At 51.8% G+C, this 14,357-nt stretch carries 11 protein-coding genes and 19 tRNA genes; 1 reads left to right on the top strand and 29 read right to left on the bottom strand.

Features of this window, described 5'->3' with window-relative positions; translation table 11 throughout:
* Window positions 1–41: 41 nt before the first annotated feature.
* The 5 genes from lnt to miaB form a co-directional block, all read right to left on the bottom strand.
* Window positions 42–1,601, bottom strand: a complete 1,560-nt coding sequence (lnt, locus tag KCG43_RS06065) for an apolipoprotein N-acyltransferase (RefSeq protein WP_192014594.1) — start codon at window positions 1,599–1,601, stop codon at window positions 42–44.
* The gene (gene corC, locus KCG43_RS06060) at window positions 1,601–2,473 is read right to left on the bottom strand and encodes a CNNM family magnesium/cobalt transport protein CorC (protein ID WP_192014595.1); all 873 of its coding nucleotides are present in this window, start codon (window positions 2,471–2,473) and stop codon (window positions 1,601–1,603) included. The genes lnt and corC overlap by 1 nt, the downstream gene beginning before the upstream one ends.
* 97 nt (window positions 2,474–2,570) lie before the next feature.
* Window positions 2,571–3,035, bottom strand: a complete 465-nt coding sequence (gene ybeY / locus KCG43_RS06055; protein ID WP_218383859.1) for an rRNA maturation RNase YbeY — start codon at window positions 3,033–3,035, stop codon at window positions 2,571–2,573.
* 8 nt (window positions 3,036–3,043) lie between these two features.
* Window positions 3,044–4,108, bottom strand: a complete 1,065-nt coding sequence (locus KCG43_RS06050; RefSeq protein WP_192015030.1) for a PhoH family protein — start codon at window positions 4,106–4,108, stop codon at window positions 3,044–3,046.
* 75 nt (window positions 4,109–4,183) lie between these two features.
* A complete protein-coding gene (miaB, locus tag KCG43_RS06045) occupies window positions 4,184–5,608 on the bottom strand; it encodes a tRNA (N6-isopentenyl adenosine(37)-C2)-methylthiotransferase MiaB (protein ID WP_218383858.1) in 1,425 nt (474 codons plus the stop codon).
* A 302-nt stretch (window positions 5,609–5,910) separates the two neighbouring features.
* Between miaB and KCG43_RS06040 the strand changes: the two genes are divergently transcribed.
* The gene (locus KCG43_RS06040; protein ID WP_218383853.1) at window positions 5,911–7,071 is read left to right on the top strand and encodes a 2-octaprenyl-3-methyl-6-methoxy-1,4-benzoquinol hydroxylase; all 1,161 of its coding nucleotides are present in this window, start codon (window positions 5,911–5,913) and stop codon (window positions 7,069–7,071) included.
* 201 nt (window positions 7,072–7,272) lie between these two features.
* Here KCG43_RS06040 and KCG43_RS06035 read toward each other — a convergent pair.
* The 24 genes from KCG43_RS06035 to lolB form a co-directional block, all read right to left on the bottom strand.
* Window positions 7,273–7,359: transfer RNA gene (locus tag KCG43_RS06035), tRNA-Leu, on the bottom strand.
* A gap of 58 nt (window positions 7,360–7,417) precedes the next feature.
* A tRNA-Gln gene (locus KCG43_RS06030) sits at window positions 7,418–7,492 on the bottom strand.
* A gap of 29 nt (window positions 7,493–7,521) precedes the next feature.
* Window positions 7,522–7,608: transfer RNA gene (locus KCG43_RS06025), tRNA-Leu, on the bottom strand.
* A gap of 45 nt (window positions 7,609–7,653) precedes the next feature.
* Window positions 7,654–7,730, bottom strand: a tRNA-Met gene (locus KCG43_RS06020).
* A gap of 35 nt (window positions 7,731–7,765) precedes the next feature.
* Window positions 7,766–7,840: transfer RNA gene (locus KCG43_RS06015), tRNA-Gln, on the bottom strand.
* A 55-nt stretch (window positions 7,841–7,895) separates the two neighbouring features.
* Window positions 7,896–7,982 (bottom strand) — tRNA-Leu (locus tag KCG43_RS06010).
* A gap of 66 nt (window positions 7,983–8,048) precedes the next feature.
* Window positions 8,049–8,123, bottom strand: a tRNA-Gln gene (locus KCG43_RS06005).
* 4 nt (window positions 8,124–8,127) lie between these two features.
* A tRNA-Leu gene (locus tag KCG43_RS06000) sits at window positions 8,128–8,212 on the bottom strand.
* A gap of 34 nt (window positions 8,213–8,246) precedes the next feature.
* Window positions 8,247–8,333 (bottom strand) — tRNA-Leu (locus KCG43_RS05995).
* An 85-nt stretch (window positions 8,334–8,418) separates the two neighbouring features.
* Window positions 8,419–8,493: transfer RNA gene (locus tag KCG43_RS05990), tRNA-Gln, on the bottom strand.
* Window positions 8,494–8,496: 3 nt separating this feature from the next.
* A tRNA-Leu gene (locus KCG43_RS05985) sits at window positions 8,497–8,581 on the bottom strand.
* 32 nt (window positions 8,582–8,613) lie between these two features.
* A tRNA-Leu gene (locus KCG43_RS05980) sits at window positions 8,614–8,700 on the bottom strand.
* A 36-nt stretch (window positions 8,701–8,736) separates the two neighbouring features.
* Window positions 8,737–8,813: transfer RNA gene (locus KCG43_RS05975), tRNA-Met, on the bottom strand.
* Window positions 8,814–8,853: 40 nt separating this feature from the next.
* Window positions 8,854–8,928 (bottom strand) — tRNA-Gln (locus KCG43_RS05970).
* A gap of 78 nt (window positions 8,929–9,006) precedes the next feature.
* Window positions 9,007–9,093 (bottom strand) — tRNA-Leu (locus KCG43_RS05965).
* Between the two features lie 41 nt (window positions 9,094–9,134).
* Window positions 9,135–9,211 (bottom strand) — tRNA-Met (locus KCG43_RS05960).
* Between the two features lie 45 nt (window positions 9,212–9,256).
* Window positions 9,257–9,331: transfer RNA gene (locus KCG43_RS05955), tRNA-Gln, on the bottom strand.
* Window positions 9,332–9,335: 4 nt separating this feature from the next.
* A tRNA-Leu gene (locus KCG43_RS05950) sits at window positions 9,336–9,420 on the bottom strand.
* A gap of 37 nt (window positions 9,421–9,457) precedes the next feature.
* Window positions 9,458–9,534 (bottom strand) — tRNA-Met (locus tag KCG43_RS05945).
* A 276-nt stretch (window positions 9,535–9,810) separates the two neighbouring features.
* Complete coding sequence (gene ychF / locus KCG43_RS05940; RefSeq protein ID WP_192014599.1) at window positions 9,811–10,902, bottom strand: redox-regulated ATPase YchF; 1,092 nt, start codon at window positions 10,900–10,902, stop codon at window positions 9,811–9,813.
* A 70-nt stretch (window positions 10,903–10,972) separates the two neighbouring features.
* On the bottom strand, window positions 10,973–11,563 hold the full coding sequence (pth, locus tag KCG43_RS05935) for an aminoacyl-tRNA hydrolase (RefSeq protein WP_192014600.1): 591 nt from the start codon (window positions 11,561–11,563) through the stop codon (window positions 10,973–10,975).
* Window positions 11,564–11,688: 125 nt separating this feature from the next.
* Window positions 11,689–12,636, bottom strand: coding sequence for a ribose-phosphate pyrophosphokinase (locus tag KCG43_RS05930; RefSeq protein WP_218383851.1), 948 nt, complete (start codon window positions 12,634–12,636; stop codon window positions 11,689–11,691).
* Window positions 12,637–12,667: 31 nt separating this feature from the next.
* On the bottom strand, window positions 12,668–13,531 hold the full coding sequence (ispE, locus tag KCG43_RS05925) for a 4-(cytidine 5'-diphospho)-2-C-methyl-D-erythritol kinase (RefSeq protein ID WP_218383849.1): 864 nt from the start codon (window positions 13,529–13,531) through the stop codon (window positions 12,668–12,670).
* 18 nt (window positions 13,532–13,549) lie between these two features.
* Window positions 13,550–14,215 carry a lipoprotein insertase outer membrane protein LolB gene (gene lolB, locus KCG43_RS05920; RefSeq protein ID WP_225445033.1) on the bottom strand — a complete coding sequence of 222 codons (666 nt, stop codon included), beginning with the start codon at window positions 14,213–14,215 and terminating at the stop codon, window positions 13,550–13,552.
* Between the last annotated feature and the right edge of the window lie 142 nt (window positions 14,216–14,357).

Raw genomic sequence — 14,357 nt, 5'->3', positions numbered from 1 at the left:
GGGAGCCTGTTGCTCCCTGTCTGGTTGGATCTGTGTTTGATTTAATGGACGCCTTCTTGCGGGGTAGTGTCTCTGAAATCGCCCCGGCGGCGTTTAAGCAGTAGCCAGGAAACAGCAACGGACCAGAGTAAATACAAGTACAATGGCCAGCTGCCCAGTGTCGTGTAGGGCGTCAGACCCTTGGTCGGGGTTACAGTGGCACGCAGTACGCCGGTTTCGAACTGTGGCAGCTCTGCAATAATCTGACCCTGGTGATCGACAACGGCTGTCACGCCCGTGTTAGTGGCACGCAGTAAGGGTTTACCTGTTTCCAGAGCCCGCATCTGGGCGATTTCCATGTGCTGGTGCGGGCCAATGGAGCGGCCGAACCAGGCATCATTGGACAGGGTCAGCAGCATGTCGGTGCCCATGCCCACATTCTGGCGAACCTGCTCGCTGAAGGCGATTTCATAACACAGGGCCGGAGCCAGGGCATAACCCTTGGCTTCCAGATTGGTCTGGACAAAACTGCCGCGGCTGAATGATGACATCGGCAGGTTGAAAAACGGGGCAATCGGACGCAGTAAGTCGCCGAAAGGCACAAATTCACCAAACGGCAGCAAATGGTGCTTGCTGTACCGGCTGGCAGTATCGTAGTGGTATTGACCGTCACGGTTGATACCCAGCGTCAGTATATTGTTGAAAAACTCACCCTGTTCGGTTTTATCTAGCACACCTGTAATTACCGCACTTTGATTTAAACGGGCGGCTTCATCGAGATGACTGAGGAAGGTCTCTACCTGTTTTTCCAGCGCGGGAATTGCTGCTTCCGGCCAGATGATAATATCAGCATCCCAGTTTTCACGGGTGAGATCTAAGTATTTCATCAGGGTTGGCCAGCGTTGCTCAGGTTGCCATTTCAGTGCCTGTGGGACATTGCCTTGCACCAGCGCGACCTTGACCGGTTTATACGGTTCAGTCTGAACCCATTCAATGCCTTTCGCCTGATACGCCAGCAGCAAGACAAGAACCGGCACGGTCAGGGGGCGCCAGTTACGGTAATAGCCGGCGGCAACCAGCGCACCACAACTCAGCACCAGTGCGAGCGTCAGACCTTCAACCCCCAGGATCGGCGCGAAACTGGCCAGCGGGCCGTGAATTTGCCCGTAACCCATCCACAACCAGGGAAAACCGGTAAACAACCAGCCTCTGACCCAGTCCAGCAGCAGCCAGAACACCGGGCCCAGCAACATCAGCTGGTGGAAAGGCCGACCCAGCCCGAACCGGGCAAACAAGGCGCCAAATAAGGCAGGGTAGAGCGCCAGATAACCAACCAGCAGCGCCATAAGGAACAGACCCGCAATGACGGGCATGCCGCCAAAGTCGGCAATGCTGACATGTACCCACCAAACGCCACTGCCGAATAATCCTAACCCCCATGATAAACCTGTCCAGAAGGCGGTTTTAGGGCGTTGATTCTGCAGCAGGGTAAAGAAAATAATCAGGGAGAGCGGGGCGAGATACCAGAGCTTATAAGGGGCGAAAGACAGGGTTGCCAGTGCGCCGGAAGGGACGGCCAGTAGCAGCCGTCCTGTCAGGTTTAGATTGTCGATTCGTCTCATCAGGGCGTCATCGTTGGTTGGTGTGCCTCCTGCGGCACTGTCACTTGTAATTGTATGACCCGGCGGCTGTCTGCGGCGGTGACTTTGAACGCATAGCCTTCCAGTTCGACCACTTCACCACGGGCTGGCAGGTGACCAAAGCTGGTCATGACCAATCCGCCTATGGTGTCGATATCGTTAGCACTGAAGTTGGTCTGGAACAGTTTATTGAAGTCATCGATAGTGGTTAATGCCTTCACATTCCAGGTGTGCTTACTTAACTGACGGATGTCCTGTTCTTCTTCATCGTCGAATTCATCTTCGATTTCACCAACGATTTGCTCCAGAATATCCTCGATAGTGATCAAGCCGGATACGCCACCAAACTCATCGACCACTATGGCCATGTGGTAGCGTTCTTCCCGAAATTCTTTCAGCAGGCGATCTACCCGCTTGCTCTCCGGCACAACAACTGCCGGGCGCAGAATGGCGCTGAGGTCAAATGGCTCGCTGTCCGGGCGCAGGTAGCGCAGCAGATCTTTAGCCAGAAGAATACCTTCAACGTGGTCTTTATCATCACTGATGACCGGGTAGCGAGAGTGCTGGGCATCAACAATGATATCAATGAGGTCTTCAACCTTCTGTGAACGCTCTATGGTGGTCATTTGGGAGCGGGGAATCATGATATCCCGAACCCGCATCTCAGAAATCTGGATCACACCTTCGAGCATGTCGCGTGTGTGGTGATCAATCAGATCATTTTCTTCGGAATCACGGATCACATCGACCAGTTCTTCCTTATTCTGAGGTTCGCCCTGAAAGAGCTGGCCAATACGTTCAAAGAAGGTCTTTCGACTCGGACCGTCAGAATTTTGGGGGTTATCTTCGTTCATTGCTTTCTATTCAAATATGTGGACAGAGCCACGGAAGGTCGGCGTCGCCACAGGCGCAGCCGACAGTATCTTAGCCAAAGACAGCCAGAAGCTGATGTTAGTATTGGTCAGCTTCGTAAGGATTGGCAAACCCTAAACCTTGCATTATCTCGGTTTCCAGGGCTTCCATTTCTTCGGCTTCTTCGTCATCAACATGGTCATAACCTAGCAGATGAAGTGAGCCGTGTACAACCATATGTGCCCAGTGGGCAAACAAGGGTTTACTCTGCTCCCGCGCCTCACTTTCAACCACCTGACGACAGATAATCAGATCGCCCAACAGCTCCAGTTCTACACCCGGAGGCGCTTCAAACGGGAAAGACAGCACATTGGTGGGCTTGTCTTTCCCCCGGTATTCACTGTTGAGTGCCTGGCTTTCGGCTTCATCAACCAAGCGCACAGTCACTTCGGCTTCGGTTTGAAACGGAGTCACCGCCGCTTCCAGCCAGCGCTGAAAGTCAGCCTCAGTCGGCATGCCACTCTCATCAGCGGTGGCAAGCTGTAAATCCAGATAAATAGCCATCTGTATGATTATTCCGTTTCAGGACTGGCCTGACGCGCTTCCTGCTGGTCGCGACGGCGTTGTTCAGCCAGTTTTCGTTGTTTCTGATCTTCGCTCTCCCAGGCTTCATACGCCTGGACGATACGAGCTACAACAGGGTGACGTACTACGTCAGTTGCCTGGAAGAAGTTAAAGCTGATTTCATCCACATCGGCCAGCACTTCAATGGCATGGCGCAGCCCGGATCGCGCCCCGCGCGGCAAGTCGATCTGGGTCACGTCACCTGTGATCACGGCACGCGAGTTAAAGCCGATACGGGTCAGAAACATTTTCATCTGCTCTACTGTCGTATTCTGGCTTTCATCGAGAATAATGAAGGCATCGTTCAGTGTCCGGCCGCGCATGTACGCCAGCGGTGCCACTTCAATGACATTACGCTCAATGAGCTTTTCTACCCGCTCAAAACCCAGCATTTCGAACAAGGCATCGTAAAGCGGGCGCAGATACGGATCGACCTTCTGGCTCAGATCCCCCGGCAGGAAGCCCAGTTTTTCACCGGCTTCTACGGCAGGGCGGGTCAGCAGAATACGGCGGATTTCCTGGCGCTCCAGCGCATCAACCGCAGCGGCAACAGCCAGATAAGTTTTCCCCGTACCGGCAGGACCAATACCGAAGGTGATATCGTGACCAACCATATTGGCAATGTACTGCGCCTGGTTTGGTGTCCGCGGCTTGATGACGCCTTTCTTGGTCTTGATATGAATTTCTTTGCCGTAAGGGATACTTGAGCTCACATCTTGTTCCAGCACACCCGATTCTTTAATGGCGAGATGAATCTGCTCAGGCTCAATATCCGGGATCACGTTGCGCACCGGAGCGGTGTCAACATACAGATTCTTAAGGATATTGGCTGTGGCTTCGGCAGTGTGCGGCTGACCGACTATGCTGAAATTGTGACTGCGGTGGTTAATTTCAACGCCCAGACGGCGTTCCAGCTGCTTGATATTGTCGTCGAAAGGACCGCAAAGGCTGGCCAGGCGGTGGTTATCGGCGGGTTCGAGATTCAGTTCAACAGTAATAATTTTGCTCAAGATTTGCCTCTCTGTGGGCCATCCACTGTGACGGATGGCCGGAATAGTTGGGCACAGGCAGAAATTTCTGTCCTCTTATTAAGGAGTATAAACGCCTACACCTATTTCATCTTCTTTACGGGTTTTCTCTATGACCTCGCTGGGAGACATAGCGATCCGCAGATTCATGTCTGCTTCAGTACGGACTAGTTCACCACGCAGGGAATTATTGAATACATCCGTGATTCTGACATCAACAAATTGGCCGATCAAATCCACTGAACCTTCAAAGTTCACCACACGGTTGTTCTCGGTACGGCCGCGCAGCTCCATGATGTTCTTTTTCGATGGCCCTTCCACCAGGATGCGCTGTTCAGTGTCCAGCATCTGGCGGGAGTAGCGCATTGCCTGCGCATTGATCTGCTGCTGCAGTTCATACAAACGCGCTTTCTTCACGTCTTCAGACAAATCACAAGGGTAATCGGCCGCTGGTGTCCCCGGGCGGGCTGAATAAATGAAGCTGAAACTCATGTCAAAGTCGACATCGCGGATCAGTTTCATGGTGTCCTGGAAGTCCTGATCGGACTCACCCGGGAAAGCGACGATAAAGTCGGAGCTGATGGTGATATCCGGGCGAGCTTTACGCAGCTTGCGGATCTTGGATTTATACTCGATGGCAGTATGAGGCCGCTTCATCATCGCCAGGATACGGTCGGAACCGCTCTGAACCGGCAGGTGCAGGAAGCTGACCACTTCCGGCGTGTCTTCATAAACGGCAATAATGTCGTCGGTGAACTCAATCGGGTGGCTGGTGGTATAGCGAATGCGATCGATACCGTCAATTGCTGCCACCAGGCGCAATAACTCAGCAAATGAAGCGATCTCGCCATCGTGTGTCTCACCGCGGAAGGCATTCACATTCTGGCCCAGCAGGTTTACTTCACGCACGCCTTGCTCTGCCAGCTGAGCGATTTCAAACAGCACGTCATCCAGCGGGCGGCTGACTTCTTCACCACGGGTGTATGGCACCACACAGAAAGTACAGTATTTGGAGCAACCTTCCATGATAGACACGAACGCGGTAGGGCCTTCGGCCCGTGGTTCAGGCAGGCGGTCGAATTTCTCGATTTCCGGGAAAGAAATATCCATGACCGGCGCATCGGAAGACTGTGATGTGCTGATCATTTCAGGCAGACGGTGCAGCGTTTGCGGACCAAAGATCACATCGACATAGGGAGCACGATCCCGGATGGAATCCCCTTCCTGAGTAGCGACACAGCCGCCAACGCCAATCACCAGGCTTGGCTTTTTGTCTTTCAGCGTTTTCCAGCGGCCCAGCTGGTGGAAGACTTTTTCCTGTGCCTTTTCGCGAATAGAGCAGGTGTTAAGTAGCAGTACATCGGCTTCTGCTGGTTCTTCTGTTAATTCATAACCGCCATTGGCGTTGAGAAGATCGGCCATCTTGGATGAATCGTATTCATTCATCTGACAACCCCAGGTTTTGATAAGCAGTTTCTTCGCCATGTCTAACTCTTCACTCGTAGTGTTAATTCAGTGCATTTACGTTGCGTTTGCAGCGTCAGAGATCGCCTCTGGGGCCGCCTTAAATAGCAAGCCGCGTATTGTACTGCTTTCGACACGGCGTGACCAGATCATCCATGCTGATTATAAAATCAGCAGCAGGCGCATCTCTGGCCGGTGGCTATTGGCACAGATCAAGCTTCAGTGCCAAAGATGACAGAAAAGCGAGCGCAGAAAGTGTTGAGTGTAGTAAACCCGCGTAAAGCCGTTAGAATGTCGGCAGAGTAATGAGATGAGATACCTGCATGGAACAGTTTGATATTGTGATTGCTGGCGGCGGCATGGTGGGTGCGGCGGCAGCATTGGGAATGGCCCGGCAGGGACGCAGAGTGGCGGTGATTGAAGGTCAGCCTCCGGTGGCTTTTGACTCCGCACAGGAGATGGATCTGCGTGTGTCAGCCATTTCTGCCCAGTCGGTCACTCTGCTGAACCGTCTGGGGGCATGGCCACATATCCAGGCCATGAGGATGTGTCCTTTCCGGCGTTTGGAAACCTGGGAGCACCCGGAATGCCGCACCCGTTTTCATGCCGCTGACCTTGGGTTAGCTGAGCTGGGCTTTATGGTGGAGAACCGTTTGATTCAGCTGGGTCTGTGGCAGGCGTTTGACGCATATTCCAATCTTTCACTGATTTGTCCTGCCCGTTTAGCGCATTTTCAGCGTGCTGATGAAGGGTACCAGGTCACATTGGACAACGGTCAGGTGCTGCAAACCCGCTGGTTGGTTGGGGCTGATGGTGCCAATTCCCGCGTTCGTCAGCAGGCCAATATCGGCATTACAGCCTGGGATTATCGTCAGCATTGCATGCTGATCAATGTTGAAACCGCTTTGCCCCAGCAGGATATTACCTGGCAGCAGTTTACGCCGCATGGTCCTCGCTCTTTTCTGCCGATGCCGGGTCACAACGGATCGCTAGTCTGGTATGACAGCCCTCAGCGGATCAAACAGTTATCAGCCATGTCGGCGGAGCAACTGGAAAAAGCGGTGCGGAGTGAATTTCCTGTTGAACTCGGTGCGGTTCGTGTGCGGAACAAAGGCAGTTTCCCGCTGACACGACGCCACGCCCAGTCTTACTATAAAGACGGGATTGTTTTGCTGGGAGATGCCGCGCATACCATTAACCCGCTGGCGGGGCAGGGAGTGAATCTCGGTTTTAAAGACGTTGATGTGCTGCTTGAAGAAATGGCGCACGGTGGAGAACACTGGTTCGGAGAGCCGGTTCTTCAGCGCTACCAGAGGCGGCGAAGACCCGATAACCTGATGATGCAGACCGGGATGGATGTGTTTTACTGTGCCTTCAGTAATGATCTGAAACCCGTTTCCTTGCTGCGAAATCTTGGCCTGAAACTGGCCGAGCATACCGGACCGCTGAAACATCAAGTGCTGAAGTATGCGCTAGGGTTGTAAGTTTATTGTTTTTATTCGATTTTATAAGCCACCGCTGTGTGGCTTTTTTACTGCGTGTGAAAAGAGACCTGAACAAAGAGAGGCGTTGGAGCGGGCTGTGTTTTTCAGGTACAAAAAAACCAGCCTAAGCGCTGGTTTCTTTATCGATATTACAGCGAGTAATACCAAAGTATTTTACAACCTCCTGTTTGAACAGGAAGTTGGTGCGGAGGGAGAGACTTGAACTCTCACGTCCTTGCGGACACTAGCACCTGAAGCTAGCGCGTCTACCAATTCCGCCACCACCGCAACATGGTGAAAGAGACTGTGTCTCTAACTTTGTTGACACTAAAGGTCAGCATCAATATGGCAGGGCTACCTGGATTCGAACCAGGGAATGGCGGCATCAAAAGCCGCTGCCTTACCGCTTGGCGATAGCCCTAAAGTCTCAAAGTTATTTCAAAAGTCAATTGGTGCGGAGGGAGAGACTTGAACTCTCACGCCCTTGCGGGCACTAGCACCTGAAGCTAGCGCGTCTACCAATTCCGCCACCACCGCGTGTATTGACTCTTTGCCATTTTCAACCATGGTAGGGGATGAAAATGGTGGCTACGACGGGATTCGAACCTGTGACCCCATCATTATGAGTGATGTGCTCTAACCAACTGAGCTACGTAGCCATTTTCAAAACGCTAATTAAACAGCGTGTTGTTAATGGCAGGGCTACCTGGATTCGAACCAGGGAATGGCGGCATCAAAAGCCGCTGCCTTACCGCTTGGCGATAGCCCTGCTGGTGATCTTTTCAGATCTAAGTTGTGTTAACTTTCACTCACAACTAAAAAGTTGGTGCGGAGGGAGAGACTTGAACTCTCACGTCCTTGCGGACACTAGCACCTGAAGCTAGCGCGTCTACCAATTCCGCCACCACCGCACATGGTATTTCGTTTGCAATATAACTCTGTATCACAGCACCGGCTGACACCCATACTGTAAAATATGGCAGGGCTACCTGGATTCGAACCAGGGAATGGCGGCATCAAAAGCCGCTGCCTTACCGCTTGGCGATAGCCCTAAAATGGTGCGGAAGGAGAGACTTGAACTCTCACACCTTGCGGCGCCAGAACCTAAATCTGGTGCGTCTACCAATTTCGCCACTTCCGCAAATTGTATGATGTGTAAACATCTGAAAAGTCACTGGTGCGGAGGGAGAGACTTGAACTCTCACGTCCTTGCGGACACTAGCACCTGAAGCTAGCGCGTCTACCAATTCCGCCACCACCGCATGTGTGACTTTTCTTTCAGGGTGAAATTCACCCGGGTCCCTTGTTACAGGGGAGATTCCGACACATTTATCGAAACCTGAAACATGGCAGGGCTACCTGGATTCGAACCAGGGGATGGCGGCATCAAAAGCCGCTGCCTTACCGCTTGGCGATAGCCCTAAATGGTGCGGAAGGAGAGACTTGAACTCTCACACCTTGCGGCGCCAGAACCTAAATCTGGTGCGTCTACCAATTTCGCCACTTCCGCAAATTGTCTGCCTGTCAAGGCAAGGATGTCATTGGTGCGGAGGGAGAGACTTGAACTCTCACGTCCTTGCGGACACTAGCACCTGAAGCTAGCGCGTCTACCAATTCCGCCACCACCGCGTGGAATGACATCTTTTTCTCACATTGTTGTGAGATTGGTGGCTACGACGGGATTTGAACCTGTGACCCCATCATTATGAGTGATGTGCTCTAACCAACTGAGCTACGTAGCCACTTTGTGTTAAACGCCGGCGTTGCCTACGTCAAGTAATGTGGCAGGGCTACCTGGATTCGAACCAGGGGATGGCGGCATCAAAAGCCGCTGCCTTACCGCTTGGCGATAGCCCTGCAGAATGTCACAAAGAATTGTGCAATTCAAGCAAGAAATGGTTACTTGTCCACTTCTTAACTGTTCACCTCAGAGATTGGTGCGGAGGGAGAGACTTGAACTCTCACGCCCTTGCGGGCACTAGCACCTGAAGCTAGCGCGTCTACCAATTCCGCCACCACCGCAATACGCTGGGTGAACCATTCATCGTCGAATGATGAATTTATGGTGGCTACGACGGGATTTGAACCTGTGACCCCATCATTATGAGTGATGTGCTCTAACCAACTGAGCTACGTAGCCATTCAATTTTTATAACGCCGACAAACATGTCCACGCTGAGTAAGATGGCAGGGCTACCTGGATTCGAACCAGGGGATGGCGGCATCAAAAGCCGCTGCCTTACCGCTTGGCGATAGCCCTAAAATGGTGCGGAAGGAGAGACTTGAACTCTCACACCTTGCGGCGCCAGAACCTAAATCTGGTGCGTCTACCAATTTCGCCACTTCCGCATCTTACTGTTTTTTATCACCATTTCAAGTGGTGATATGGTGGCTACGACGGGATTCGAACCTGTGACCCCATCATTATGAGTGATGTGCTCTAACCAACTGAGCTACGTAGCCAACGTGTCCGAAACAGCCAGCGCAGGCGCTGTCCAATACAGGGTTGCTGTCTCGGGAACGGGGCGCATTATGCGTATACCAGCTTTGAGCGTCAATAGTTTTTTTAATTATCCCCGTAAAATCTGCCTGTTCGATGGTTATTTGGACGAAATGGCCGAATGCCATGCTAGATGTGTGATTTCAAGGGTAAAAAAGAAGTAAGCGGGACAGTGAAAATAAAAAAGCCGGCAGAAGCCGGCCCTTTATCAGATGTTTTGCAGAGGTTTTGACTTCAAGTTATACATTGAAGCGGAAGTGGACGACGTCGCCATCTTTAACGATGTAATCTTTACCTTCCAGACGCCACTTACCGGCTTCTTTCGCGCCGTTTTCACCGTTAAACTCGATGAAGTGCTCATAACCGACCACTTCGGCACGGATAAAGCCTTTTTCAAAGTCGGTGTGGATCTTACCGGCAGCCTGAGGTGCGGTTGCACCAATAGGGATAGTCCAGGCGCGAACTTCTTTGACACCTGCCGTGAAGTAAGTCTGCAGATTCAGCAGTTCGTAGCCCGATCGGATAACACGGTTCAGGCCCGGCTCTTCAATGCCCAGATCTGCCAGAAACTCTTCACGATCCGCATCATCCAGTTCAGCAATTTCAGACTCGATAGCCGCACAGACTGGCACAACAACGGCGTTTTCTTTGCTGGCGTGCTCAGTCACCATATCCAAGAACGGATTGCCTTCAAAACCGTCTTCGCTGACGTTCGCGATATACATGGTCGGTTTCAGAGTCAGGAAGTTCAGGTAATCAATCGCGGCTTTTTCTTCTTTGGCCAGCTCGACTGAACGTGCCATGCCGCCTTCAGTCAGTGTTGGCAGCATTTTTTCCAGCACTGTGATTTCGAATTTCGCTTCTTTATCACCGCCTTTGGCGCGTTTGGCCTGGCGCTGAATGGCACGCTCACAGGTGTCCAGATCTGCCAGAGCCAGTTCCAAATTGATGATTTCGATGTCTGCTAATGGGTTGATCTTGCCCGCAACGTGCACGATATTGTCGTTTTCGAAGCAGCGAACAACGTGGCCAATCGCATCGGTTTCACGGATATTGGCCAGGAATTTGTTACCCAGACCTTCACCTTTGGATGCACCGGCAACCAGACCGGCGATATCCACGAATTCCATAGTGGTAGGCAGGATACGTTCCGGGTTGACGATGGCAGCCAGCTTATCCAGACGCAGATCCGGTACAGGAACCACACCCGTGTTCGGCTCAATAGTACAGAACGGGAAGTTAGCGGCTTCGATACCCGCTTTTGTCAACGCATTGAAAAGTGTGGATTTACCTACGTTCGGCAGGCCCACGATACCACATTTAAAACCCATGGCTTGAAACCCTTTAGTGATGTTTCCGGCATCCGGCATAGTGCGGGATGATGAAAAAGTCTGTATTAACTTATTCGGCTTTGAATGAATGTAGCCGGTTTTGCGCCTTGGTCAGGCCGTCTTTCAGCCAGATATCAAGACAGCGAACGGATTCGTCTACTGCAGCGTCAATCTGAGATTGTTCGCTGGCGGGGGCTTTACCCAATACGAAGCCAGTCACTTTATTTTTGTCGCCGGGATGACCAATGCCCACCCGAAGACGGTAAAAGCTTTTGTTGTTACTCAGTTTGCTGATGATATCCCTTAACCCGTTATGGCCACCGTGACCGCCGCCTTGTTTGAACTTGGCGACGCCTGGGGGCAGATCCAGCTCATCATGGGCGACCAGAATTTCTTCCGGGGTGATCTGAAAAAAATTCGCCAGTGCCGAAACGGATTTACCAGACAGGTTCATAAAGGTGGTGGGGATCAGTAAACGCAGATCATCACCATTCAGCTGGATCCTGCCGGTTAAACCAAAATATTTGGGATCGTTTTTGAGGCTGATGTTGTGGATCCGTGCCAACTCTTCCACGACCCAGGCCCCCGCATTGTGGCGTGTTTTGGCATATTCCGGACCTGGATTTGCCAGGCCAACCAGTAAACGGATTTTTTGACTCACGCTGGTCTCTCTATGTCATCGGGATCAAATCGCGCGCTATGTTAACACTGCTGCAGAGATAAATAAAAACAAACACGCCCCGCACAGGGCGGGGCGTGTTGACTGTCATCGCGTTTACTGAGCTATCAGTGCTCGAACATCGCAGAGATAGACTCTTCATTGCTGATGCGGCGAATGGCTTCAGCCAGCATGCCTGACAGAGTAAGAACAGAGACTTTGCCTGTATCCAGCATTGCCTGAGACAGTGGGATAGAGTCAGTGACGATCACTTCATCAATCACAGAGTTTTTGATATTTTCCGGCGCGTTGCCTGAGAATACCGGATGCGTTGCGTAAGCGAATACACGTTTAGCACCACGCTCTTTCAGTGCTTCGGCAGCTTTACACAGGGTGCCGCCGGTATCGATCATGTCATCAACAATGATGCAGTCACGGCCTTCAACATCGCCAATCAGGTGCATAACCTGTGACACATTGGCGCGTGGGCGACGCTTGTCGATGATAGCAATATCTGTGTCATCCATCAGTTTGGCCGTTGCACGAGCACGGACTACACCACCGATGTCTGGAGAAACGACGACTGGATCTTGCAGCTCTTTTGCCAGCATGTCTTCCAGCAGAACGGGCGAACCAAAGATGTTGTCTACCGGCACATCAAAGAAGCCCTGGATTTGCTCGGCATGCAGCTCGACAGTCAGCACACGGTCAACCCCCACATTGGACAGGAAATCAGCAACAACTTTCGCTGTAATAGGCACACGAGCAGAACGGACGCGACGGTCTTGGCGGGCATAGCCAAAGTAAGGGATAACCGCTGTGATACGACCAGCAGAAGCGCGGCGCAGTGCGTCGATCATAACGACCAGTTCGATCAGGTTATCGTTGGTTGGGGCGCAAGTCGATTGAATGATAAAGACGTCGCTGCCGCGAACGTTTTCATTAATCTGAACACAGACTTCACCATCGGAGAAACGGTTCACTGTCGCGTCTCCAAGTGAAATGTAAAGACGGTCAGCGATGCGTTGGGCTAGCTCTGGTGTAGCGTTACCAGCAAACAGCTTCATATCAGGCACGGGGTAAACCTCAATTGCGTCCAAGTTGTATTTACTGACTTTCCGCAGTATGTCCGCTCAGGGCGGTCATCAAAGGTGAATGATTCACCCCTTTGGCGACAAAACCTTGGAGCCAGTCGGGTAATTTTTTCAGGGTTGCAGTAGCCGCTTGCTGAGAGCTAAATTCAGCAAAAACACAAGCGCCAGTGCCGGTCAATCTCGACGGCGCGTATTCTAACAGCCACGAAAGCGCCTTATCAACCTCAGGGTAAATTCTTCTGACTATTTTTTCGCAATCGTTTTCGTAATTGCCGGCTAATAACACAGATAAAGGCCGTATTGGTGTGTTTCGGGTTAAGTCCGTCGCAGTGAAGATATCTGCGGTTGCAATGGCAACATCAGGCTTGGCGACCAGATACCATTTCTCTTCTGGTTGAGCGGGTTGAAGCTTTTCGCCGATCCCTTCGGCAAAGGCACTAAAACCACGGACAAACACGGGCACATCTGCCCCCAGCGCCAAGCCAATCTCGGCCAACTCGTCAGCGCTTAGTCCGGTTTGCCACAAATAGTTTAATGCGACCAAAGTTGTCGCCGCATTCGATGAACCGCCGCCCAGACCACCACCCATAGGTAAAATCTTTTGGATGTTGATATCTGCTCCGGCCTGCAGACCGGCTTTTTTGCGCAGGGCATCTGCGGCGCGGTAAATCAGATTTTGCGCTAATGGTACGCCTTCGATAGCCGGACTCAGGGTTATCTGATTGTCGGCTCGCGCCGTTATGGTCAAGGTATCACCGTAATCTAAAAACTGAAACAGGGTTTGCAGTTCATGATAACCGTCCGGACGTTGCCCTGTGATGTAGAGAAACAGATTAAGTTTAGCGGGTGCTGGCCAGCTTGTAGTGTGTGTGATCATTTTTTGAATGCGCGTCAATTATTTTTGGGTTTGCCAACGGTTGATTATCAGGGTAACTCGCTGTTTGCCTTGCGAAAGGACTAACCGGGAAGGCAAAGCGGGCGACGTTGTTTCATCATAGGCGTTATAGTCCAGTTGCCATCGCTGATTGCCCACTTGTTTGACTAAGTAAGCCACGCGGTTTTCTGCATTTAACTGATAGGTATCTGCGCCTGTTGGCAGGCCGAGCAGCCAGTCCCGCATCTGGTTAACGGGTAAGGCAATATTGGTCAGAGATAAGACCAGCTGAGCCGCATCGCTGCCCTGATGGCGTTGGCCTTCATTATCAATCAGCACCGCACGTCCGGGTTGGGTGTCCAGTTTCAGCAATGTGGTGCCGAGAAAGTTAGTCAGCAGCAGATGATCGGCACCAGGATCGGTTTTCCAGTTCAGGTTAGCACTGAAACGTTGCGCCGGGCTGATGTAGCCCAGCTTGCCTGTTGCCTGATAGGCAGTGACTGCGGACAATGCTTGCCTGTGGCTGTTCCAGTCGGTGACTTTACCCGTGTGCGGCGTCGTGGTACAGCCTGCTACCCACAGAGCCAGCAAGGCCAGAAGTTGTGTTTTATGCTGCTGACATTTTCGCGCCAAGATAGGCGGTAACTGAAACGAGAACAGAAAAAGAGGCGCAAACGCCATTCGCATAACATGTCCTTATTCGACAGGTAAGTGAATAATGTGAAAGTAAAAGAATAATAGCATGACTTGTCTGATGAAATCTCTTTCATGAACGAACGGCGGAATCAGTAAGGGGAAGCAAACTGATTCATGACATTTCCGGTATTTG

Source organism: Photobacterium sp. WH24 (genome assembly GCF_019204055.1).
Taxonomy (GTDB): Bacteria; Pseudomonadota; Gammaproteobacteria; order Enterobacterales; family Vibrionaceae; genus Photobacterium; species Photobacterium arenosum.
Note: the sequence above shows the minus strand (reverse complement) of the source record. Positions and strands in the feature narration are given on the sequence as shown.

What these genes read in the sequence shown, in the direction of transcription:
- lnt (WP_192014594.1), bottom strand. Translation starts at nt 1,601, where the DNA reads ATGAGACGAATCGACAATCTAAACCTGACAGGACGGCTGCTACTGGCC.
- corC (WP_192014595.1), bottom strand. Translation starts at nt 2,473, where the DNA reads ATGAACGAAGATAACCCCCAAAATTCTGACGGTCCGAGTCGAAAGACC.
- ybeY (WP_218383859.1), bottom strand. Translation starts at nt 3,035, where the DNA reads ATGGCTATTTATCTGGATTTACAGCTTGCCACCGCTGATGAGAGTGGC.
- miaB (WP_218383858.1), bottom strand. Translation starts at nt 5,608, where the DNA reads ATGGCGAAGAAACTGCTTATCAAAACCTGGGGTTGTCAGATGAATGAA.
- KCG43_RS06040 (WP_218383853.1), top strand. Translation starts at nt 5,911, where the DNA reads ATGGAACAGTTTGATATTGTGATTGCTGGCGGCGGCATGGTGGGTGCG.
- ychF (WP_192014599.1), bottom strand. Translation starts at nt 10,902, where the DNA reads ATGGGTTTTAAATGTGGTATCGTGGGCCTGCCGAACGTAGGTAAATCC.
- ispE (WP_218383849.1), bottom strand. Translation starts at nt 13,531, where the DNA reads ATGATCACACACACTACAAGCTGGCCAGCACCCGCTAAACTTAATCTG.
- lolB (WP_225445033.1), bottom strand. Translation starts at nt 14,215, where the DNA reads ATGCGAATGGCGTTTGCGCCTCTTTTTCTGTTCTCGTTTCAGTTACCG.